Origin of the sequence: Photobacterium profundum (assembly GCF_003026285.1) — a bacterium.
GTDB lineage: Bacteria > Pseudomonadota > Gammaproteobacteria > Enterobacterales > Vibrionaceae > Photobacterium > Photobacterium profundum.
In genome coordinates this window covers 30,992-52,611 of sequence record NZ_PYOD01000023.1, presented here as the reverse complement: position 1 = coordinate 52,611, position 21,620 = coordinate 30,992, and the positions used below count along the sequence as shown (strand labels likewise).

Sequence of the window (21,620 nt, the reverse complement as noted above, 5' to 3'; positions counted from 1 at the left end):
GTAGTGACTTTTTACTAAGTGAATAGTTTTTATAATATGTTTAAGTCTAGGTATTGTGACCGATAAAATTAACGGTACCTTTTACCTGAAGGTTAAGACAAAGCACTTCATACTCTTCTTGTAGCGTCATTAAGTTGCAGCCTTCAGGCAAGTTGGTACTGATCTGTAGAATAAAGTGATTGGTTGCATCATCATTTTCAGCTTCTATGGTGTGCGCACTGAGTGATGAAATATCAACTTTTCGAGTGGCAAAAAATAGTGTGAACTGTTCTATTAGACCAGGTGTATCATCGGCTTCGATATGAAAATCAGCGGTATATGGAAAAAAACGTGCTTGGTGTTTAGTCGTTCTTTTCATTACGGTTATTAATTCTTGTTCTTGTGCTTTTAAGGGTAATGTTGATTCGACTCGAGATACGGCATTAGCGTTACCTGATAGCAGCATAATGATGGTAAATTCAGTACCAAATAAAGCAAGCCTGCTATCCACAATATTGCAGCCACACTGTGTTACAAGATGACTGATCTCATTTGAAATTCCAGGGCGATCCGTTCCAACGGCAGTAATAACTAGGTAATGTTCCATATTTATACACATCGTGTTGTTATCATCATTTTTATGGTATCACAGGAACGAAGGTGGGATTAATCGTAATTCACAGAACCATTAAATGAGTGATGTTTGCGGCAAGGTTAGTGTTCTACCTAATAAAGGCCTTTTTATCTAAGAGTTAATTTGCCTTATTTCATAAGACAGTGTCATTGTTCACTATTTTACCCACTATCGTGCTTGAGTTTATAGTCACTCAAAAGTACCATGAAGTCTTAACTAAAAAGGGGAGATGGACATGTTTTCAGGAAGCATGGTAGCGCTAATAACACCATTAGATGAGGCTGGAGAAGTAGATTACGCAAGCCTCGCTAACTTGGTTGAATATCATATTGCAGCAGGGACTGATGCAATTGTTGCTGTAGGCACTTCTGGCGAGTCGGCAACTCTGACCGTTGATGAGCATGTGAAAGTTGTTTTAAAAACATTAGAATATGCCAAAGGTCGCGTTCAAGTACTTGCAGGCACAGGAGCGAATGCAACGCATGAAGCCATCACTTTTAGTAAACTATTTTCCGGTACAGGTGTTGCGGGCTGTTTAACCGTCACACCGTATTACAATAAACCGACGCAAGAAGGTTTATATCAGCATTATAAAGCCATCGCAGAAGCCACCGATTTACCGCAAATTCTCTATAATGTACCTGGTCGTACAGCGGTGGACCTATTACCTGAAACGGTTGCTCGTCTTGCTAAATTCGAAAGTATTGTTGGAATTAAAGATGCGACAGGTGATTTATCCCGAGTTAAAAAAACAAGGGAACTTTGTGGTGAAGACTTCATCCAACTAAGCGGTGATGATGTAACAGGTCTTGATTTTGTTGCTCTAGGCGGCCATGGTGTTATTTCTGTAACTGCGAATATTGCAGCAGCGGATATGGCAACAATGTTTAAATTGGCATTAAGTGGCCAATTTGAAGCAGCGCAAGAGATTAATGCGCGCTTAATGCCGTTGCACAAAGGCCTTTTTGTTGAATCAAATCCAATTCCGGTTAAATGGGCAGCTCATCAATTAGGGTTGATTGAGCATGGTTATTTACGTTTACCGTTAACTGAATTAAGTGAATCAGCACATCCAGTTGTTCTTCAGGCTTTGAAAGATGCCAATGTATTGCTGTGATTTGCAAAAAGCGTAGGAGCTTAAAAGCTAGATGAATTGTAATTACAGGCTTGTATTAACGACTGTTATGGTTGCCAGTTTGGCTGCTTGTTCGGGTAGTGCTGATCGCCGTCGTCAAGCGAATCAAGACTTTACTTATCTTGAGAGTAAGCCATTAGAAAGCTGGACATTACCTGCAGGTGCTGAACCATTTAGCACTGATGATTATGCGATCCAAAATAAAATATATCAGGGTGAAATTGGTTCAGGGGTTGATATTCGTCCTCCACAACAGGTATTAGAGTTAATTCCTGGTGCTCGTTCAGTGAAAGATGCCGATGGTGTGGCTTTGTTACTCCCCAAAGCAGAAGAACTGTCTAAGGTTTGGTTACTTATTCAAGGCATTATTGCAGATCAAAATGTGGGTATTCGTAATCAGACTGCAAACTCAATTGAAACTGATTGGGTAAGCTGGACCCATGAAGATGAAGATACTGAAATTGGTAGCCGTTATTTGATTGAGAAATCATCTGAGCCTAACCGTTATAGCTTTAAAGTCTCTTTGATTGATTGGCGCGAAGATGGTGTTGAAAAACCAGTCTCTGTCGTTAATAAAGAGCGTTATAGTATTGCGATGTTGAATTTAGTGACTGCAAAGTACGATCAACAAGTACGTGATGAAGCACGTTTACGAGCACAAGAGTTGGTTAAACAAATTCCAATCTCAATGGGTAAAGACCGTAGTGGGTTACCTGTAATTATTGCACGTGCAGCTTATGATGTATTCTGGGAACGCCTGCCATCGTTGGTGGAAGATCTTGGGTTTACTGTTGAAGGTCGTAATCGGTCTCAAGGTGTGGTTGAGGTGAAATTCCGCTCGCCTGATGATGCATTCTGGACAGAGCTTGGTGCTAAACCAATTATGTTGGATGATAGTACTTATAAATTGCAGCTTGGTGATTTAGGTAACCGTACGTCAATTAACGTGACGGATTCAAATGGTAAGCCAATTACTGAAGAAGCGTTAAATACGATTGCTCCTGTATTTGCTTTAGCCATTGAGCGTGCAAATAACCAGTAGTACAAACGTTGTGGGATATAAAAAAACCGCTTTAGCATGTGCTTAAGCGGTTTTTTTTAGGCGCTAGGCTTAATGTCGTTCTTGAAGTGTATTACTTAATTTCAAGACCCTGAGCCTGAAGATCAGCATGATAAGATGAGCGAACAAAAGGACCACATGCAGCATGTGTGAAACCTAATTCAAGTGCGATCTCTTTTAGTTCATCAAATTCCGCTGGTGGTACATAACGTTCAACAGGTAAATGGTGACGACTAGGTGCTAAGTACTGACCGAGCGTTAGCATTGTTACACCATGTGCGCGAAGATCTTTCAATACTTGAATGATTTCTTCTTTTGTTTCACCAAGTCCCATCATAACACCAGACTTAGTCGGCACTTCAGGATGGATCTCTTTGAATTTTTTCAGCAGATCAAGTGACCACTGGTAGTTCGCGCCAGGGCGAGCCTTACGGTACAAACGAGGTGCTGTTTCAAGGTTGTGATTGAACACATTAGGTGGAGTTCCTTGAAGAATATCCAGCGCACGATCCATACGACCGCGAAAGTCGGGTACTAATGTTTCGATATGGATTTCTGGGCTTTTCTCGCGAATTTCACGGATACAATCAACAAAATGTTGAGCGCCACCATCACGTAGGTCATCACGGTCAACCGAGGTGATAACAACGTATTTCAGCTTCATGTCTGCGATTGTTTGAGCTAAATGACTTGGCTCTTCTGCATTTGGCGGTAGGGGACGACCATGAGCAACATCACAGAACGGGCAACGACGAGTACAAATCGCACCTAAAATCATGAAGGTAGCAGTACCGTGGTTAAAGCACTCAGCAAGGTTAGGGCAAGATGCTTCTTCACAAACCGAGTGAAGCTTATTCTTACGCAGTGCTGATTTGATTTCTTGAATACGTTTGCTGTCAGATGGAAGTTTAATCTTCATCCAAGCTGGCTTTCGTAATACTTCTTTAGGTGCCTCTTCTGCAACATTGCGTACAGGAATTAGCGCCATTTTGTCGGCATCACGGTATTTGATACCTTGTTCGATCTTAATTGGTTTGCTCATTATTAATTGCTTTCCGTTATCCACTCAATGCTCTGGTAAGCGAGCAGCTTTGTTAACTCTTCCACAAGTACAGGCTGAACTTTATTTAGTTCTGATGGACCACTCAATAAGGCTAGTTGAGTCATTTCCATTCCTGCATAACCGCATGGGTTAATACGTAAAAATGGCGTTAGGTCCATATTTATATTGAGTGCCAAACCGTGAAAAGAGCAACCACGCCTAATACGTAACCCCAGTGAACATATCTTTTTATTATTGACATAGACACCAGGCGCATCTGGGCGGGCATTGGACTCAACCCCAAACTGGGACAGAGTATTAATAACTGTATTCTCGATATGCGTAACCAAATCACGCACACCTAATTTATTGCGTCTTAGATCAATCAGTACATAAGCAACAAGCTGACCCGGACCGTGAAAAGTCACTTGTCCACCACGGTCGCTTTGAATAACGGGAATATCACCGGTATTTAATAAATGCTCTGTTTTACCTGCTTGTCCTTGTGTAAAAACTGGGTTGTGTTCAACCAGCCACACTTCATCCGTTGTTTCAGGTGTACGTTGGTCTGTAAATTCATGCATGGCTTGCAAGGTTGGCTCATAATCTTGGCGGCCAAGGTTGCGAATAATAAGACTATTTTGCAATTTATCACCCTTATGATAGCCAGGCAAAGCCTGATGAATTCAGCATAACACACCATGTTTGGTGAGCTTTGAGCATATTATAAAGCTTGGCAACTGAATTATCAGCTGCCAATTTGTAGGGGTATTCGTTTAATCGTTCATTAATCGTGACGGATTAAAGAACGAGACGAACAATCTCAATGTCACCGAGCTCTTTATAAAGCGTTTCTACCTGCTCGATAGATGTGGCTGTGATTGTAACTGATACTGCGCTATAGGTACCTTTACCACTTGGTTTAACGGTTGGTGTGTAATCACCTGGTGCGTGACGTTGAATAACTTCTACAACCAGATCTGGCAGCTCAGGTTTATTGTAACCCATCACCTTGTATGCAAATGTACAAGGGAACTCTAACAGATCTTTCAATTTAGGTTGTTCTTGTTGCGACATGCTTGAACTCCAGCGTTCTTGTTTAACTGTAATACCCAGATTAGTCAGCATGATCTAATTGGTATAAGGCTGCATATTAATGTGTCAGTAGCTGGAAAACAAGCGTATTGAAAAGGTGTGATTAGGTTAGCTGTAAAGAAAAAGGCGACCTTAGTGGTCGCCTTTGTTGATATCTATCGGTTTTATAATTAGTTTAGCCAGCTTTGGATCAACATCATGACGTAATCAATCAAGCGGCTAAACATTCCGCCTTCATTAACATCATTCAATGCAACAAGTGGATATTCAGCGATATCTTGATCGCCGACGCGGTAAAATAGCTTGCCAACAATATCGCCTTTAGCGATAGGGGCTTTTAGTTCTTTTTCTAGAACAAAGCTTGCTTTTAAATCTTTAGTTTGGCCACGCGGCAGGGTAACAAAAGTATCTTCAGTAACACCAAGATTCACCTGGTCGATGTCACCCATCCATACTTTTTCAGTTACAAATGTTTCATTTGCTTTATGTGGGGTCACTGTTTCAAAGAAGCGGAAACCATAGTTAAGTAATTTTTTACTTTCTGCTTTACGTGCATTCGCGCTCTTTGTGCCCATAACAACACTGATTAGACGCATTTCCCCTTCATAGGCAGATGCAACTAAGCTGTATCCTGCTTGATCAGTATGGCCTGTTTTCATGCCATCGACATTCAGGCTTTTATCCCACAACAGACCATTACGGTTATATTGAGTGATGCCGTTATACGTAAATGATTTTTCTTTATAAATAGCATATTCGTCAGGTACGTCACGAATAACAGCTTGTGCAAGTGTTGCCATGTCATGTGCAGTAGAGAAATGATCGTCATTATCTAAACCGTGTACATTAACAAAATGACTGCTTTCCATTCCGATACGTTTTGCCCAAGCATTCATTAGCTCAACAAAAGAATCGGTTGAACCCGCAATATGTTCAGCCATCGCAGTACAAGCATCATTACCTGATTGGATGATAATGCCTTTGTTAAGTTCTTGAACTGTAACTAACTTACCAGGTTCCAAAAACATTTTAGATGAGCCAGGGAAATTTTTAGCCCACGCATTGTTGCTAACCGATACTTTGTCATCAAGCGATATATTGCCACTCTTGATTTCTTGACCAATAACATAGCTGGTCAGCATTTTGGTTAAACTTGCAGGGTGTAATCTTTCATCTGAATTATTTTCAGCAATGATTTTGCCAGAATTATAGTCCATTAAAATATAGGCTTTAGCTGCAATTTGAGGTGCCTCAGGGACAACTGTAGGTATAGCAGCGGCAGAAGCGGAAGCTAATATCAGCGCTGAAGCGATGATAGTTTGAAAAGTTGCAGCAGATTTCTTCATGATTATTGTAACTTAATATGACAGTGCTAAAAACTATCCACACTATATCAGATTGAAATTTATGAATCAGTGCTAAAAGCTAATATTCCATAATCTTGACATAGTGGCCCATCAACACTTGATGGGCTTGGAGAGGGTGAATTTTATTGGATTACTGAAAGCTACTTTTGTTCCAACTCTCTTTGCGTTGTAATGATAAAAGCTTGTGGGTATTGGCCAGCTCTCGCTTTTTCTCTTAGTTTCAACGCTTCATCACGATCAATATAAGGACCTAAGCGAATGCGGTAAACTTGTGCTGATTCCGCTTTTTTAAGATCGACTTTGGTTGAAAATTTCTGTTCTAACTCAGTGGCGACGGCTTTTGCTTTTTCTTCATTGGTTACAGCGGCTAATTGAACAAAGTAGTAGTTTGGGTTGGCAGATTGCCATTCATCAACAGAATCAGGTTTAACGACGTTGATTAACTCAATTTTTACTGGCGCTGTGCCTGTTTTGATAACGCCCAGTTTAGAGGCTGCAGCCATGCTTAGATCAATAATGCGACCATCATGAAAGGGGCCGCGATCATTCACACGCACGATCGTTGATTGACCATTATTCGTATTGGTTACTTTGACGTAGCTTGGTAGTGGTAAGGTTTTGTGGGCAGCCGTCATTGAATACATGTCATAAATTTCACCGTTGGACGTTTTATGACCATGAAATTTTTCACCGTACCACGAAGCGTTACCTTGCTCGGTAAAACCATTTTCGATATTTTCAATTTTGTATCGCTTACCACGCAACGTGTAATCTTTATTGCCGGCTAAGCTTTTTGATTCATAGCGAGGCTGGGCAGCTTCTATATGATCTAAAATCAATGCATCATCGGGGGCTTTATCATTTTCTAAGTGATAACGACCGGCATTTGGATCATTGTTTTCAGGTGTAGCGACTATTGCTGTCGGTGTATTGGGCTTTTCTTGCTCTGTCTTTTGCTCTTGTTCTGTTGTGGTTTGTTCTTTTGTTTCTGGCGTTGAGCTACATCCGGCAAGGATTAAGAGAAATATGAATAATAATGAACGCATTTAGGTCGCCTTTGACAACATTTTTCTATGAGTATGAATAGACATAAGAATGCCAAAACCAGCCATCAGAGTGACCATTGAGGTGCCACCATAGCTGATCAGTGGAAGTGGAACGCCTACAACGGGTAAAATACCGCTTACCATGCCAATGTTTACAAAGACATAAACAAAGAAACTTAAGACAATACTACCAGCCATCATGCGTCCAAAGGCTGTTTGAGCTCGACTTGCAAGCATAAGCCCTCGGGCAATAATGAATAAGTATATCGATAGTAGACAAGCTACCCCGATTAATCCCCATTCTTCTGCGATAACGGCAAAAATAAAATCGGTGTGGCGCTCTGGTAAAAATTCTAGTTGTGACTGCGTACCTTGCAGCCATCCTTTTCCCATTAAACCACCAGACCCAATCGCAATTTTTGATTGGATGATGTGATAACCAGCCCCGAGAGGATCTGATTCTGGATTAAAAAGGGTTAATACACGCGTACGTTGGTAATCGCGCATTAAAAAGAACCACAAAACAGGGATGAATGCCCCGAGCAGTGCGCCTGCCGCAAAAATAATACGCCAACTCATGCCCGATAAAAATAGCACGAAAATTCCTGACGCGGCGATTAGAATGGAAGTGCCAAGATCGGGTTGCTTGGCAATTAAAATGGTTGGAACAAAAACTAATACTAAAGCAATAACTATATTAGTAAAAGTGGGTGGTAATGGCTTGCTACTAATGAAGCGTGCGACCATTAACGGTACAGCTAGTTTTATTAATTCTGAGGGTTGAAAGCGAATAAAACCTAGATTTAACCAACGCTGAGCCCCTTTTGATGCTTCACCAAAGAACAGTACTCCGAGCAAGAGTATTAAGCCAACGCCAAATAAATATGGAGCCCAGGTTTCATAATGACGGGGAGCAATTTGAGCAAGTATAAACATTACACCCAGCGCTAAACACATACGAGCGGCTTGACGCTCCATCATCGGTAAGCTTTGACCACTGGCACTGTACATCACTAATAGTCCAAACCCCATTAAGGCTAAAATGCCTAACAATAAAGGGAGGTCAAGATGTAAGCGATCACTTAGAGTTCGCTTATTACCGGTTGTAGCCATAATACTCATTGTGCCGCCTCGGTTTGCGGGTTATTTTTACTGTTAGGTGCAGCTGGCTTGAGTAAAACATGATCAAATATTTTACGTGCAACGGGTCCACCGTTTGACGATCCACCACCTGCATTTTCTAATACCATAGCAACAACAACTTCAGGTTTGTCATACGGGGCGAACGCTGTAAATAGAGCGTGATCGCGAAGATGCTCTTCAAGTTCTGCGGCATTGTATTTCTGGTCTTTTGCTAACCCAAATACCTGAGCAGAACCTGATTTGCCGCCTGCTTTATATTGAGCTCCATAGAAGGCACGTCTTGCAGTGCCTCGTACACCGTATAAAACACGATACATACCATCTTTGGCTATTTCCCAGTTTTGATCTGTTACACCAGTGATTGGGGCGTATTCATCAAAGGCCGCGGGTGTTTCTGTATTATCATCGATGATACTTTTCAATAAATGCGGCGGGCGTACAATACCTTGGTTAACTAAAACGGTCGTTGCTTTGGCTATTTGTAAAGGTGTTGCTGTCCAATAACCTTGACCGATACCGACAGGGATCGTATCGCCTTGATACCAAGGTTGGCGGAAACGCGCTTGTTTCCACTCTCGAGTTGGCATGTTAGCTTTACTTTCTTCATGTATATCAATGCCGGTGTATTCACCGTAACCAAATTTCGTCATCCAGCTAGATAAACGATCGATACCTAGGTCGTAAGCTATTTGATAGAAAAAAGTATCAACAGATTCTTCAATGGCTTTATGAATGTTGACCTTGCCATGCCCCCAGCGTAACCAGTCACGGAATGGTCGGCTGTTTGAATTCGGTATTTTCCACCATCCGGGATCATTTCGAGTTGTACGTGTAGTAACGACGCCTTCCGTTAATGCTGCTACGGCAATTAATGGTTTAACGGTCGATGCTGGCGGATAAATACCAAGAGTGACGCGGTTTACTAATGGGCGATCTTTATTGTTGAGTAGCGCCTGATAATTTTTAGTCGAGATACCATGAACAAATAAATTAGGGTCGTAACTTGGGCTCGATACCATAGCGATAACTGCTGAGTCGCGCGGATCCATGACGACAATAGAGCCTCGTTTGAACGTGATGAACTCTTCGCCTGTATCGGGATCTTGTGTACGAACAGTGAGCTGTTCTTTGACAAAAAGTTGTAGTTCGATATCAATATTCAATTTGATATCTTGCCCTGGAATGGGGGGGACGTATTTCAAGGTGCGGATAATACGCCCGCGACTGTTTACTTCTACTTCTTGATAGCCAGATGTGCCGTGAAGTAAATCTTCGTAGTAACGCTCAATGCCTAATTTACCAATATCTCGCGTGGCTTTGTAGTTATTGATTTTTTCATCACGCTCAAGCTTTTGGATATCGCGGTCATTGATTTTAGCTACATAACCTAAGACATGCGTTAACGCATCACCATAAGGGTAATGGCGTTTCAGGTAGGCTTTTACCTCAACACCAGGGAATTTGTGTTGATTAACTGAGAATAGGGCAACTTGATTTTCAGTTAATTGGTCAAGAATCGGGACTGACTTAAAGCGACGAGTGCGACGGCGCTCTTTTTTGAAACGCTCAATATTTTCGTCAGTTACGCTCATTAGAGTTTTGAGGCGTGCAAAGGTGTCGTTGAGATCTTCAACTTTATCGGTTGATATCTCAAGTGCATAGACTGGTTGATTTTCTGCAAGTAATACACCGTTACGATCGTAAATAAGACCACGATTAGGTGCAACAGGAACAACTTTTATGCGGTTATCATTGGAGCGTGTTTGATAGTCATCATGCCCACTGATCTGAATATAGTACAGATTAGTGAGCAATACGCCTATCAGTGCGATGATGCCAGCGAATGAGACAAGAGCACGGCGATAAAATAGTACCGACTCAGCCCGGTGATCGCGGATCTGGGTTCGCTTTTGTCTCATTGACACTTATTCCCTGTGGTATGGATGGTTTGCGGTGACACTCCACGCGCGGTACAAACTTTCAGCCATCACAACACGAACTAAAGGGTGGGGAAGTGTTAGTGGAGATAATGACCAGCTTTGTTCAGCAGCAGCTTTACATGCTGGAGAAAGCCCTTCTGGGCCGCCAATCAAAATCGATACATCTCGACCATCAAGTTTCCAGCTATCCAGCTGTTGAGCTAGTTGTCCTGTATCCCAGCGTTTCCCTGGAATATCAAGCGTCACAATACGGTTACCTTTAGCAACCGTAGCTAACATTGCTTCACCTTCTTTTTGTAAGATGCGTGCAATGTCAGCATTTTTCCCACGTTTACCCGCAGGAATTTCAATTAGCTCTAACGGCATATCTTTTGGGAAGCGGCGGCTATATTCTTTATAGCCTTCTTCAACCCATTTAGGCATTTTAGTGCCTACAGCAATCAATTGAAGCTTCATTGTCTGTTAGCCCCAAAGCTTCTCCAGTTGATATACGCCACGAGCTTCTTCTTGCATGATATGAAGCATAACGTTACCCATATCAACGATAACCCAACGGCCTTCTTCTGCACCACTAATACCAAATGGAGGGTAGTCGATCAATTTGGTTTCTTTGTCTACGTGATCTGCAATAGATGCAACGTGACGGTTAGATGTACCAGTACATACAACCATGAAGTCGGTGATGCTTGATTTACCACGTACATCGATAGTTACGATGTCTTGTGCTTTTAGATCGTCAACTTTGTCAACGATAAGATCGTGTAATTCTTGAGTTTGCAAGTGAGTCGCCTCGGTAGTGTAAATTTGAAATTATTGGAGCCAGAGTCGATCTGAATCACAATTTAGCGGCGCAGTATACCACGCTCTGCTCGCCTAGCTACAAGCTCATCAAACGCTTTATTGGTTTTTTCAGTTCATTTGATTTAATGTCAATTAAATCAAATGATTATATTTTCATTTGATTGAGCTTCAATCGAACAGTAATATTTTATACGACTATTTTAAAAGTCAGAGAGCCTTGTGTGGGTATGAATTCCACACATTTCAGCGCATAAAGCACTCAGTGCCGGCCAAGGATTACTGTCGTAATCTGTCTTCACTTGAATTTCTAATAAGCTTAAGCGTTGTAGTAATTGAATCAGCGTTGTTAAAGGTAAACGATGTAAAGCACCAATATACACTTCGCGTCGACTTTGCCAGATACGATACTGCTCAAAAATATTATTGAGAGGTGTACCTTTCATCCCCATTTCTTGCATTTTGTAGAGTTGGGTTAGCTCTCGTTGCAATGTTCGAAGTAGAATTGTTGCTTCAATCCCTTCACCCTGTAGCTGCCTTAGTACACGTTGACTACGTTTTGCTTGACCTGCTAACACGGCATCAAGTAATTGAAACGGTGTGTAATGGTTATGACGGCTTAATGATTCTTGCAAGCGAGGTACGGTTAGCTCGCCATCTGGATAGAGGAGAGTGAGCTTCTGTAAACTTTGGGCTAATGCGAGTAAGTTTCCTTCATGCCATTGAGCCAGTAGTACAACAGATTCATGATCTGGTTTCAGCTTAAGCTGTTGGCAACGGGCCTGAATAAATCGAGGTAAGTGGCGAGTATCAGGCGTATTACAAGGAATATATAAGCTGATATTCTCAAAAGCTTTAAACCATTTGGCACTTTCTTGCTTTTTATTTAAGCGAGGGCCTTGTAGTAGCAACAAGATATCATCATTAAGATGGCTTATTATTTCTAATAATGCCTTGGCCTGATTTACATTTAGACCTGATTCTGGCACTTCTAATTCAATAATTTGTTGTGCTGAAAATAAACTCATTGCTTGGCAGCAATTTAATACTTCATTCCAATCTAGTTGATTATCAATCGTAAAAGCATGGCGCTCATGAAAACCGGCTTGTTGAGCACACTGTTTGATTTGGTCGGCACATTCTTGCTTAATTAATGGCTCATTACCAAAAAGCAGGAAAGCCTGACGCAGCCCTTTATTTAATTGCTGCGCCAGTTGTTCTGGGTAAATTCTCATTCCGCGTTAGTATTCATATCGGTATTATTAGGCGCTGTATTATATGATGAATTTTGATTAAACAACGCATTAGCGGCATTAGTATCGTCTACTTTTTCTGTAGTCACTGTACTTTGGCTTGGCTTAATTGCGTTAGTTTCGGTATCACCCTTCATCATTTCGTCTAACTCAATTTCAAGCTCTTGCTCCTCAATTTTATTGAAAATAGCAGTTAAGCGAGCGAGCTGGCGCATAATTTGCTGTGCGGCTTGTTTACGCATGACATCTTCAAGTTCATCTCGCTCGACAGATTTAGCCAATGCCGTTAACGGGTTATCCAAGAAGTTACGCGTGACTTTTGTGGTGTATGTTTCAGTACTTTTATTTGGTACTACAATGCGATATTTAACAATATAGGTCAGTTCGTATTCGGCTTTACGGCTATTTTGGTATAACGATAAAGTACGATCACTGGTTGATTCACCAATTAAGTGCAGGTTAGGTACTGTTGCTGTAGGAGGAACAGATTCAATGCCATGTAGCTTAAATTGGGCTTCAACTAAGCGGGTTAATTTACTGTATTGGTCAAAACTGGTTAACGATAGTTTGGCGATATCATCAGGTAACATATAGTTACCACGAAGATGAAAACCACAAGAAGCAGTGGCTAGGGCAAGCACTGCAACAAACAAAGTACGAAGGGTACTTTTGATAGAAAATAAAGCTTTCACCCAGTCAGCTCCTTGAAAAATTAGTGAAAACTAATCGATTAAGTGAATACGGTCTTGAATAAGACAAAGATCGTTATTTTTGGTTCAATCGATAAATTATAAGATACGATTTCCATTAAGCAGGAAATCGTATCTTATGTTTTTAGTTACTACTGTTAGCAGTAAAACTAGTTAGCAACGATGTTTAATAGCTTACCTGGTACGTAAATAACTTTACGGATTGTTAGGCCATCTAGGAACTTAATTGCGTTGTCGTCTTTTAGACCAAGTTCTTTAACTTGCTCTTCTGTTGCATCAGCAGCAACGATCAGTTTTGCACGCAACTTACCGTTGATCATAACAACAATCGTTTTTTCATCTTCAACAAGCGCTTTCTCATCGAAAGTTGGCCATGCTGCAGTATCGATGTCTGTTTCACCTAATGCTTCCCACATTTCAAAACTTGCGTGTGGTGTCATTGGGTAAAGCATAGCAACAACCGCTTTTAAAGCTTCATCAAGAAGGGCACGATCTTGTGCTGATTCTTGAGGTGCTTTGTTTAGCTTGTTCATTAGTTCCATAATTGCTGCAATTGCGGTGTTGAATGTTTGGCGACGGCCAATATCATCACTTACTTTTGCAATTGTTTTATGAATATCACGACGTAGGGCTTTTTGGTTGCCAGAAAGAGCTGCTACATCTAGTGCTTCAACTGTTCCTTTGTTTGTGTGCTCGTGAACTAATTTCCATACGCGTTTAAGGAAGCGGCTTGCCCCTTCAACACCAGATTCTTGCCATTCAAGTGTCATGTCTGCAGGTGATGCAAACATCATGAATAGACGAACCGTATCTGCACCAAACTTATCAACCATCTCTTGAGGGTCAATACCGTTGTTTTTAGACTTAGACATTTTGATCATGCCTGAGTGTTCAACTTCACGACCTTGATCATCAATGGCTTTTTCGATACGGCCTTTTGCATCACGCTCAATAGTGACATCAGTAGGTGCGATCCACTCTTTTGTGCCTTTCTCATTAGTGTGGTGGAATGCATCAGCAAGTACCATACCTTGACATAAAAGCTGCTTGAATGGTTCGTTTGACGTTACATAACCCGCATCACGTAATAGTTTGTGGAAGAAACGAGAGTACAGTAAGTGCATACATGCGTGCTCGATACCACCAACGTATTGGTCTACAGGTAGCCAGTAGTTCGCTTTTTCAGGATCTAGAATGTCATCAGCTTGTGGTGAACAGTAACGTGCGTAATACCAAGATGATTCCATGAAGGTATCAAAAGTATCCGTTTCACGCAGTGCTGGCTCGCCATTGAAGGTTGTTTTCGCCCACTCTTTATCTGCTTTGATTGGGCTGGTTACACCATCCATCACCACATCTTCAGGAAGAATTACAGGTAATTGGTCAGCTGGAACTGGGTGAACTTCACCATCTTCAGTCGTTACCATTGGGATTGGAGCACCCCAGTAGCGTTGACGAGATACACCCCAGTCACGTAGACGGAAGTTAACTGTTTTCTTGCCTTTGCCTTCAGCTTCTAGTTTCGCAGCAATAGCATCAAATGCGTCTTGGAAAGCAAGGCCATCAAATTCACCAGAATCAAACAGTACACCTTTCTCTGTGTATGCTTCTTCAGAAACGTTCAGCTCAGAGCCGTCTCCTGGTTTGATTACAGGAATGATGTCTAGACCGTATTTCGTTGCGAATTCGTAATCACGTTGGTCGTGAGCTGGAACCGCCATTACCGCACCTGTGCCGTAATCCATTAATACGAAGTTAGCGACATAAATTGGCACTTCACGACCGTTAAGAGGGTGGATAGCGCGTAGGCCTGTATCCATACCTTTCTTTTCCATCGTTGCAAGCTCAGCTTCAGCAACTTTGGTATTACGGCATTCTTCTGTGAACGCAAATAGCTCAGGATTTGTTGCTGCGGCTTTCTCTGCAAGAGGGTGACCTGCAGCGATACCAACGTAAGTAACACCCATTAACGTATCTGGACGCGTGGTATACACTTCTAAAGGTGCTTCTTCGCCGTTAACAGCAAAAGATAATTCAACACCCTCTGAGCGTCCAATCCAGTTACGTTGCATGGTTTTAACCATTTCAGGCCAACCATCAAGGTTATCTAGATCATCCAGAAGCTCTTGTGCATATTCAGTAATCTTAATGAACCACTGTGGAATTTTCTTTTGTTCTACAGGGGTATCACAGCGCCAGCAACAACCGTCTTCAACTTGTTCATTTGCAAGAACAGTTTGGTCGTTTGGACACCAGTTTACAGAAGAAGTTTTCTTATAAACTAGGCCTTTGTTATACAGCTTTGTAAAGAACTCTTGTTCCCAACGGTAGTACTCAGGAGTACATGTTGCGAACTCACGGCTCCAATCATAACCAAAGCCTAATAGCTTAAGCTGGTTCTTCATGTATTCGATGTTTTCGTATGTCCAAGGCGCTGGCGCTGTTTTATTTTTAACAGCTGCATTTTCAGCTGGCAGACCAAACGCATCCCAACCGATAGGTTGCATTACGTTTTTGCCTTGTAGGCGTTGGTAACGAGAAACAACATCACCGATGGTGTAGTTACGAACGTGTCCCATGTGTAGACGACCACTTGGGTACGGGAACATGGAGAGACAGTAGAATTTTTCTTTATTAGGGTCTTCACTTACAACAAATGTTTTGTTGTTGTCCCAATGTTCTTGAACTTTTTGTTCAATGTCCTGCGGGCGATATTGTTCTTGCATCGATGGCATCCAGGAATTTGTGAGTTGAGTACAAACACAGTCTATATAATCGACATAGAATAACTAAAGGTAAAGGTGTCAACAATAGCTGAGACCAATTCGGGGGATTTATTGTTGCTTTGAACAGGCAATTTCCACGTTTTTAGACCAATAATTACTATTATAGTGATTGGAAAGGAGATGAGTTATGGCTAAGCAAAAAGCGGAATATGAGGCCTTGCTTGAAAAGGTCACGGAAACCTTGAGGCACAGCCCTGAAGAACTGAAAGATTGGGTGGATACAACCGAGAAATATCGTCAAGCTGCGAGCGACATGACAAAAGATGAATGGGCGTTGATTTCGGCTTATTTAAAACGAGATTTAAAAGAGTTCGGAAAGAATGTGGAAGAGAGCCCTGAACCTTTCGCAGAAAGCCCATTTTATAAACTTGTTTCTGAATCAATTTGGAGCGGTTTAGCTGAAATTACGGATAAAACGCAGATTGAATGGCATGAGCTGATGGATGATCTTCAGCATCAAGGTATTTATCAAGCAGGTGAAATTGTGGGGCTGGGTAATTTAGTATGTGAAAAGTGCGGCCATCATGAAATATACAGCCATGCTAAGCGCATTGAATTATGCTCCCAGTGCGGACACGATCAATTTACTCGACAGTCACTGACACCGTGAATCATGTGATAAACCTGATGTTACAAGCCGAAAAGCCAACGAACAAGACGGGTAATGCTGATGCTTTCCCGTCTTGTACTTTACATACTGTCGATTGAGTAACTAGGGCTTTTCGATCACATCACCCATAATAACAGTCGAGCTATCGTCAGGTTGTTCTGTTGGTTTACTTGTCTCTAAATCCGTTAGATCTTGCTGTTCAGTTAACGGTGTCAGTACTTCATAGCTGAACTTCTGACCAGCGATAGAGGCTTCAATCATCATGCCACCTTTGGCACTGGTGAAGACCGCGACGCCATTAATATAACTAGAATCGACATAATTATCCCCAGCGCCAGCGCCAACACCACCAGTACCCGCTTTTGCTTGTGCGCCTTCTGTTAGCGCAACCGCAGATGCTTGTGCATCTAATTCAAAACTTCCGCCAATAAAGCGTTCATAAGCACGTTTATCTTGGAAGAAGATTATTTCACTGTACGACTGCCCACCAAACTGTAACCCAAAAGAGACTTGATATAACTTGGCGAAGCCTGTCATTTCACTTGCTTGATATACACTACCAGTACCATAAGCCCCGCCTACCCAAAAGCCGCCTTTACCAACCGATGGGAAAACTGCGTAGCCGTAGGATGAGAGGAAAAATGGTTGTGTTTGTTTCGCTTGTTGGAACTGCTTTAAGACGGCTTGTGTTTCATAATCTTCTTTAGCAACAGAACTGGTAGCAAAACATAGCAAGGTTAGTGTACTTAACACGGCAAAGATACGTTGTATGGCTTTCATCAAGGCTATCCTTTAGCAAATGAATAGAGTAACAAAATGAAAAAAAAGGCGAAGAGTTAATCTTCGCCTTTTTGATTTATTTTCAGCCTTTATTCAGTTTCTACCGGCCTTGTATCTCTAAAACGACCAGAACGGCGTCGAATTAATATCATCGATAAGGTTAGTGACCATAATGAATAGAAATACAATGGCCAGCTACCCAGAGTTGTGTAGGGCGTTAAGCCTTCAGTAGGTGTAATTGTTGCCCGAAGCACTGCCGTTTCAAATTGTGGAATTTGTTCGGTGATTTGACCGGTATAGTCAACAACAGCAGTGATCCCTGTATTGGTAGAACGGATTAACGGTTTGCCGAGTTCTAGTGCCCGCATCTGCGCTATTTCCATATGCTGAAATGGTCCAATGGATGTGCCAAACCATGCATCGTTCGATAAGGTCAGTAGTAACTCGGTATCGATATTCACATTTTTTCGAACTTGTTCACTGAATGCGACTTCGTAACACAGTGCTGGTGCGATTGAGTAGCCATTGGCTTCCAAATTCGGTTGAACTAAATCACCACGACTGAACGAAGACATCGGTAAGTTGAAAAAAGGTGCTATAGGGCGCAATAAATCGCCAAATGGTACAAACTCACCAAATGGTAATAAGTGATGCTTGCTATAACGAGTGGCCTTATCGTATTGATAAGGTCCATCTGCATTTTTACCCAGAGTGAGAATATTATTGAAATATTGCCCATCTTCTTTTTGATCTAAGACTCCCGTAATAACCGTACTGTTGTTATTGCGGGCAGCACTGTCGAGATTCTGTAAGAACGTTGGAAGATGTGCTTCTAAAGCTGGAATTGCCGCTTCAGGCCACACAATGATATCCGCATCCCAATTTTCACGGGTAAGATCAGTGTACTTCATTAATGTCGGCCAACGTTCACTCGGCAGCCATTTTAGCTCTTGTGGAACATTACCTTGAATCAAGGCGACATCGAGGTTTTTCGTTGGATCTGGAACCACCCAACTCACCGTACTTGCAGCCCACGTCAATGTCATGATGATCATAGGTACCATCAGTGGCTTCCAGTTACGGTAAACCACAGAGGCGACAAGTGCGCCTGACATTAATACTAAGGCGAGGGTGATTCCTTCAACGCCTAAAATAGGTGCTAATGAGGCGAGTGGGCTATCTATTTGACCATAACCCATCCATAACCAAGGGAAGCCTGTTAATGCCCAGCCTCTGACCCAATCAAGCAGCAACCAAATAACAGGGCCACTGAGCATCAACTGATGAAATGGCCGTCCACGGTTAAAACGATTGAAAAGGGCGCCAAAAGCAGCGGGGTATAAAGCGAGGTAACTGATCAGTGACGACATTAAGAAGACACTGGCAATCTTGGGCATACCACCGAAAGTATCAATACTAACGTGTACCCAGCTAATACCTGTGCCAAAGAGCCCTAAGCCCCATAAAAAGCCAATTAACCCAGAACGCTTTACTGTTTGCTCTTGTAACAGCCATAACAGTAATGCAATTGAAACTGGTGCTAACAACCAATAATTATAGGGAGCGAAGGAGAGGGTCGCAATTGCGCCCGCTGGAACGGCTAATAATAGCCGTCCTAACGAAAAGAATGATTTTTTGGTCATTATTAAGAAGTGATTGTCGGTTGATAGGCCTTGTTAGGTACAGTTACTTGTAACTGTATAACACGGCGATTATCGGCAGAAGTCACTTTAAATGAGTAGCCACCGAGTTCAACGACTTCTCCTCGAGAGGGAAGGTGACCAAAACTGGTCATAACCAGACCACCTACAGTATCGACTTCTTCATCGCTGTATGTAGTTTGGAACATATCGTTGAAATCATCGATAGTAGTCAGTGCTTTTACCGCGTATGTGTGTTTACTTAACTGACGAATTTCTTGTTCTTCTTCGTCGTCGAATTCATCTTCGATTTCGCCAACGATTTGCTCCAAGATATCTTCGATGGTGATAACACCAGAGACGCCGCCAAATTCATCGACAACAATCGCCATGTGGTAGCGTTCTTCACGGAACTCTTTCAATAGGCGATCGACACGCTTGCTTTCCGGTACAACAACGGCCGGACGCAGAACTTTATCCATGTCGAAAGGCTCACTATCAGGCAGTAGGTAGCGTAGCAAATCTTTTGCCAGTAAAATACCTTCTACATGATCCTTATCATCACTGATGACAGGGTAGCGAGAGTGCTGTGCATCTACGATCAAATTAATAAGATCTTCTAACTTCTGAGAACGTTCGATGGTGATGATCTGAGAGCGTGGGATCATAATGTCACGCACTCGCATTTCTGCTATTTCCATCACACCTTCGAGCATGTCGCGGGTGTCGTGGTCAATCAGATCGTTTTCTTCTGAATCACGGAAAACTTCAACCAGCTCTTCTCGGTTCTGTGGTTCGCCTTGGAACAACTGACCGATACGTTCAAAGAAGGACTTTCTACTCGGACCTTCAGAATTTTGGGGGTTATCTTCGTTCATTATTTACTTTCAGCAAATAGCTAGTATGTCAGCTAAGTGGACATGTCCACGGAGATGTTATTCGCTTATTGTAACAAGCGAATAACGGTTTTCTGTATTAACTATTCTTTTTCAGCAGCAAATGGATCAGCAAAGCCCATTTTTTCGATGATTTCAGTCTCTAAAGACTCCATCTCTTCTGCTTCCTCATCTTCAATATGATCATAACCTAGCAGATGAAGAGTGCCGTGTACAACCATATGTGCCCAATGAGCATTGAGTGGTTTATCTTGCTCTTTTGCCTCAATTTCAACAACCTGACGACAAATAATGAGATCACCAAGAAGATCGAGCTCTATGCCTGGTGGGGTTTCAAAGGGGAAAGACAACACATTAGTGGGCTTGTCTTTACCACGATATTCAAGGTTTAATGCCTGGCTTTCTTTTACATCAACAATACGAATGGTGATTTCTGCATCGGATTGAAAAAGAGTAACAGCCGCCTCAAACCATTGTTGAAACTCATCTTCAGAAGGAAGACCTTCTTGGTTTTCTGTCGCGTACTGTAAATCTAAGTATGTTGCCATGAGGTATTATTTCTCAACTTCTGTTACTTGGCTTGCCGCAAACTCTTCACGGCGACGTTGTTCTGCTTGTTTCTTTTGTTTCTGATCTTCTGATTCCCACGCTTCATAAGCGAGTACGATACGTGCAACCACTGGGTGTCGAACGACATCAGCCGCTTGGAAAAAATTAAAGCTAATCTCGTCTACTTCAGAGAGTACTTCAATCGCATGACGCAAACCAGAACGGGCACCACGAGGTAAATCAATTTGAGTCACATCACCGGTGATTACTGCTCGAGAGTTAAAGCCAATACGGGTTAAGAACATTTTCATTTGTTCTACTGTAGTATTTTGACTCTCATCTAAAATAATGAATGCATCATTTAAAGTACGTCCACGCATATATGCTAATGGGGCAACTTCAATAACATTTCGTTCAATTAATTTTTCTACGCGTTCAAAGCCGAGCATTTCAAATAAGGCATCGTAAAGAGGACGTAGATAAGGATCCACCTTCTGGCTTAGATCGCCAGGCAAGAAGCCGAGTTTTTCTCCTGCTTCAACTGCAGGGCGGGTAAGTAGGATGCGACGAACCTCTTGACGCTCTAATGCATCAACCGCTGCAGCAACGGCAAGGTAAGTTTTACCCGTACCAGCTGGGCCTACACCAAACGTAATATCATGACTAACCATGTTAGTGATGTATTGTGCTTGATTCGGTGTGCGAGGCTTGATCACGCCTTTTTTGGTTTTAATGTGGATCTCTTTGCCAAAGGGAATGCTTGATTCTGTTGTTTGCTCTAAAACACCAGATTCTTTAATGGCTAAGTGGATATGATCGGGTTCGATATCTGGAATATTGTTGTGAACGGGCGCAGTATCAACGTATAAATCTTTGATGATTACGGCTGTCGCCTCGGCGGTGTGAACTTGTCCTACAACACTGAAGCTGTTGCTACGGTGGTTTATTTCAACACCCATGCGACGTTCTAGTTGTTTGATATTATCGTCGAAAGGGCCGCAAATACTGGCTAGTCTTTGGTTATTTGCGGGTTCTAAATTAAATTCTACAGTAATGATTTTGCTCAAGGTTTGCCTCTCATTGAGGTCGTCTGCCACAGCAGACGACCATATTTTTCAGGGCATGTGTCCTACTTTCATTTCAGACTGACGTCATAT

General features: G+C 42.1%; 21 protein-coding genes. 3 read left to right on the top strand and 18 right to left on the bottom strand.

Annotated features, from left to right (window positions below):
* Nucleotides 1-46: 46 nt before the first annotated feature.
* A complete protein-coding gene (locus tag C9J48_RS25845) occupies nt 47-586 on the bottom strand; it encodes a glycine cleavage system transcriptional repressor (protein WP_006232726.1) in 540 nt (179 codons plus the stop codon).
* A gap of 262 nt (nt 587-848) precedes the next feature.
* Here C9J48_RS25845 and dapA point away from each other — a divergent pair, with 262 nt between their 5' ends.
* Complete coding sequence (gene dapA, locus C9J48_RS25840; protein ID WP_006232727.1) at nt 849-1,730, top strand: 4-hydroxy-tetrahydrodipicolinate synthase; 882 nt, start codon at nt 849-851, stop codon at nt 1,728-1,730.
* 31 nt (nt 1,731-1,761) lie between these two features.
* On the top strand, nt 1,762-2,790 hold the full coding sequence (gene bamC, locus C9J48_RS25835) for an outer membrane protein assembly factor BamC (RefSeq protein ID WP_006232728.1): 1,029 nt from the start codon (nt 1,762-1,764) through the stop codon (nt 2,788-2,790).
* A 91-nt stretch (nt 2,791-2,881) separates the two neighbouring features.
* Here the strand turns inward: bamC and lipA are convergent, their stop codons facing one another.
* The 12 genes from lipA to leuS all read right to left on the bottom strand — a co-directional run bounded on the left by lipA (nt 2,882) and on the right by leuS (nt 15,928).
* Entirely contained in the window at nt 2,882-3,850 is a 969-nt protein-coding gene (lipA, locus tag C9J48_RS25830; RefSeq protein WP_006232729.1) for a lipoyl synthase, read from the bottom strand.
* A gap of 2 nt (nt 3,851-3,852) precedes the next feature.
* On the bottom strand, nt 3,853-4,497 hold the full coding sequence (lipB, locus tag C9J48_RS25825; RefSeq protein WP_036804079.1) for a lipoyl(octanoyl) transferase LipB: 645 nt from the start codon (nt 4,495-4,497) through the stop codon (nt 3,853-3,855).
* A gap of 154 nt (nt 4,498-4,651) precedes the next feature.
* Complete coding sequence (gene ybeD, locus C9J48_RS25820; RefSeq protein WP_036804000.1) at nt 4,652-4,927, bottom strand: DUF493 family protein YbeD; 276 nt, start codon at nt 4,925-4,927, stop codon at nt 4,652-4,654.
* A gap of 188 nt (nt 4,928-5,115) precedes the next feature.
* Complete coding sequence (locus tag C9J48_RS25815) at nt 5,116-6,291, bottom strand: serine hydrolase (protein WP_006232732.1); 1,176 nt, start codon at nt 6,289-6,291, stop codon at nt 5,116-5,118.
* A 161-nt stretch (nt 6,292-6,452) separates the two neighbouring features.
* Nucleotides 6,453-7,358 carry a septal ring lytic transglycosylase RlpA family protein gene (locus C9J48_RS25810; RefSeq protein WP_006232733.1) on the bottom strand — a complete coding sequence of 302 codons (906 nt, stop codon included), beginning with the start codon at nt 7,356-7,358 and terminating at the stop codon, nt 6,453-6,455.
* On the bottom strand, nt 7,359-8,480 hold the full coding sequence (gene mrdB, locus C9J48_RS25805) for a peptidoglycan glycosyltransferase MrdB (protein WP_006232734.1): 1,122 nt from the start codon (nt 8,478-8,480) through the stop codon (nt 7,359-7,361).
* Nucleotides 8,477-10,420, bottom strand: coding sequence for a penicillin-binding protein 2 (gene mrdA, locus C9J48_RS25800; protein WP_006232735.1), 1,944 nt, complete (start codon nt 10,418-10,420; stop codon nt 8,477-8,479). The genes mrdB and mrdA overlap by 4 nt, the downstream gene beginning before the upstream one ends.
* A 6-nt stretch (nt 10,421-10,426) precedes the next feature.
* The gene (gene rlmH / locus C9J48_RS25795; RefSeq protein ID WP_006232736.1) at nt 10,427-10,897 is read right to left on the bottom strand and encodes a 23S rRNA (pseudouridine(1915)-N(3))-methyltransferase RlmH; all 471 of its coding nucleotides are present in this window, start codon (nt 10,895-10,897) and stop codon (nt 10,427-10,429) included.
* A gap of 6 nt (nt 10,898-10,903) precedes the next feature.
* Nucleotides 10,904-11,221, bottom strand: a complete 318-nt coding sequence (rsfS, locus tag C9J48_RS25790) for a ribosome silencing factor (RefSeq protein WP_006232737.1) — start codon at nt 11,219-11,221, stop codon at nt 10,904-10,906.
* 221 nt (nt 11,222-11,442) lie between these two features.
* The gene (holA, locus tag C9J48_RS25785; RefSeq protein WP_006232738.1) at nt 11,443-12,474 is read right to left on the bottom strand and encodes a DNA polymerase III subunit delta; all 1,032 of its coding nucleotides are present in this window, start codon (nt 12,472-12,474) and stop codon (nt 11,443-11,445) included.
* Nucleotides 12,471-13,184: an LPS-assembly lipoprotein LptE gene (locus C9J48_RS25780; RefSeq protein WP_006232739.1), complete on the bottom strand. Its 714-nt coding sequence runs from the start codon at nt 13,182-13,184 to the stop codon at nt 12,471-12,473. The genes holA and C9J48_RS25780 overlap by 4 nt, the downstream gene beginning before the upstream one ends.
* 167 nt (nt 13,185-13,351) lie before the next feature.
* Nucleotides 13,352-15,928, bottom strand: coding sequence for a leucine--tRNA ligase (leuS, locus tag C9J48_RS25775; protein ID WP_006232740.1), 2,577 nt, complete (start codon nt 15,926-15,928; stop codon nt 13,352-13,354).
* 187 nt (nt 15,929-16,115) lie between these two features.
* Between leuS and C9J48_RS25770 the strand changes: the two genes are divergently transcribed.
* Nucleotides 16,116-16,598, top strand: a complete 483-nt coding sequence (locus C9J48_RS25770) for a zinc ribbon-containing protein (RefSeq protein ID WP_006232741.1) — start codon at nt 16,116-16,118, stop codon at nt 16,596-16,598.
* Nucleotides 16,599-16,700: 102 nt separating this feature from the next.
* Here the strand turns inward: C9J48_RS25770 and C9J48_RS25765 are convergent, their stop codons facing one another.
* The 5 genes from C9J48_RS25765 to C9J48_RS25745 form a co-directional block, all read right to left on the bottom strand.
* Nucleotides 16,701-17,378 carry a lipid-binding SYLF domain-containing protein gene (locus C9J48_RS25765; RefSeq protein ID WP_006232742.1) on the bottom strand — a complete coding sequence of 226 codons (678 nt, stop codon included), beginning with the start codon at nt 17,376-17,378 and terminating at the stop codon, nt 16,701-16,703.
* Between the two features lie 89 nt (nt 17,379-17,467).
* Nucleotides 17,468-19,021, bottom strand: coding sequence for an apolipoprotein N-acyltransferase (lnt, locus tag C9J48_RS25760; protein ID WP_006232743.1), 1,554 nt, complete (start codon nt 19,019-19,021; stop codon nt 17,468-17,470).
* A 2-nt stretch (nt 19,022-19,023) separates the two neighbouring features.
* Nucleotides 19,024-19,896: a CNNM family magnesium/cobalt transport protein CorC gene (corC, locus tag C9J48_RS25755; protein WP_006232744.1), complete on the bottom strand. Its 873-nt coding sequence runs from the start codon at nt 19,894-19,896 to the stop codon at nt 19,024-19,026.
* Nucleotides 19,897-19,997: 101 nt separating this feature from the next.
* Nucleotides 19,998-20,462, bottom strand: a complete 465-nt coding sequence (gene ybeY / locus C9J48_RS25750) for an rRNA maturation RNase YbeY (RefSeq protein ID WP_006232745.1) — start codon at nt 20,460-20,462, stop codon at nt 19,998-20,000.
* A 6-nt stretch (nt 20,463-20,468) separates the two neighbouring features.
* Entirely contained in the window at nt 20,469-21,530 is a 1,062-nt protein-coding gene (locus C9J48_RS25745; RefSeq protein WP_006232746.1) for a PhoH family protein, read from the bottom strand.
* Nucleotides 21,531-21,620: the final 90 nt, after the last annotated feature.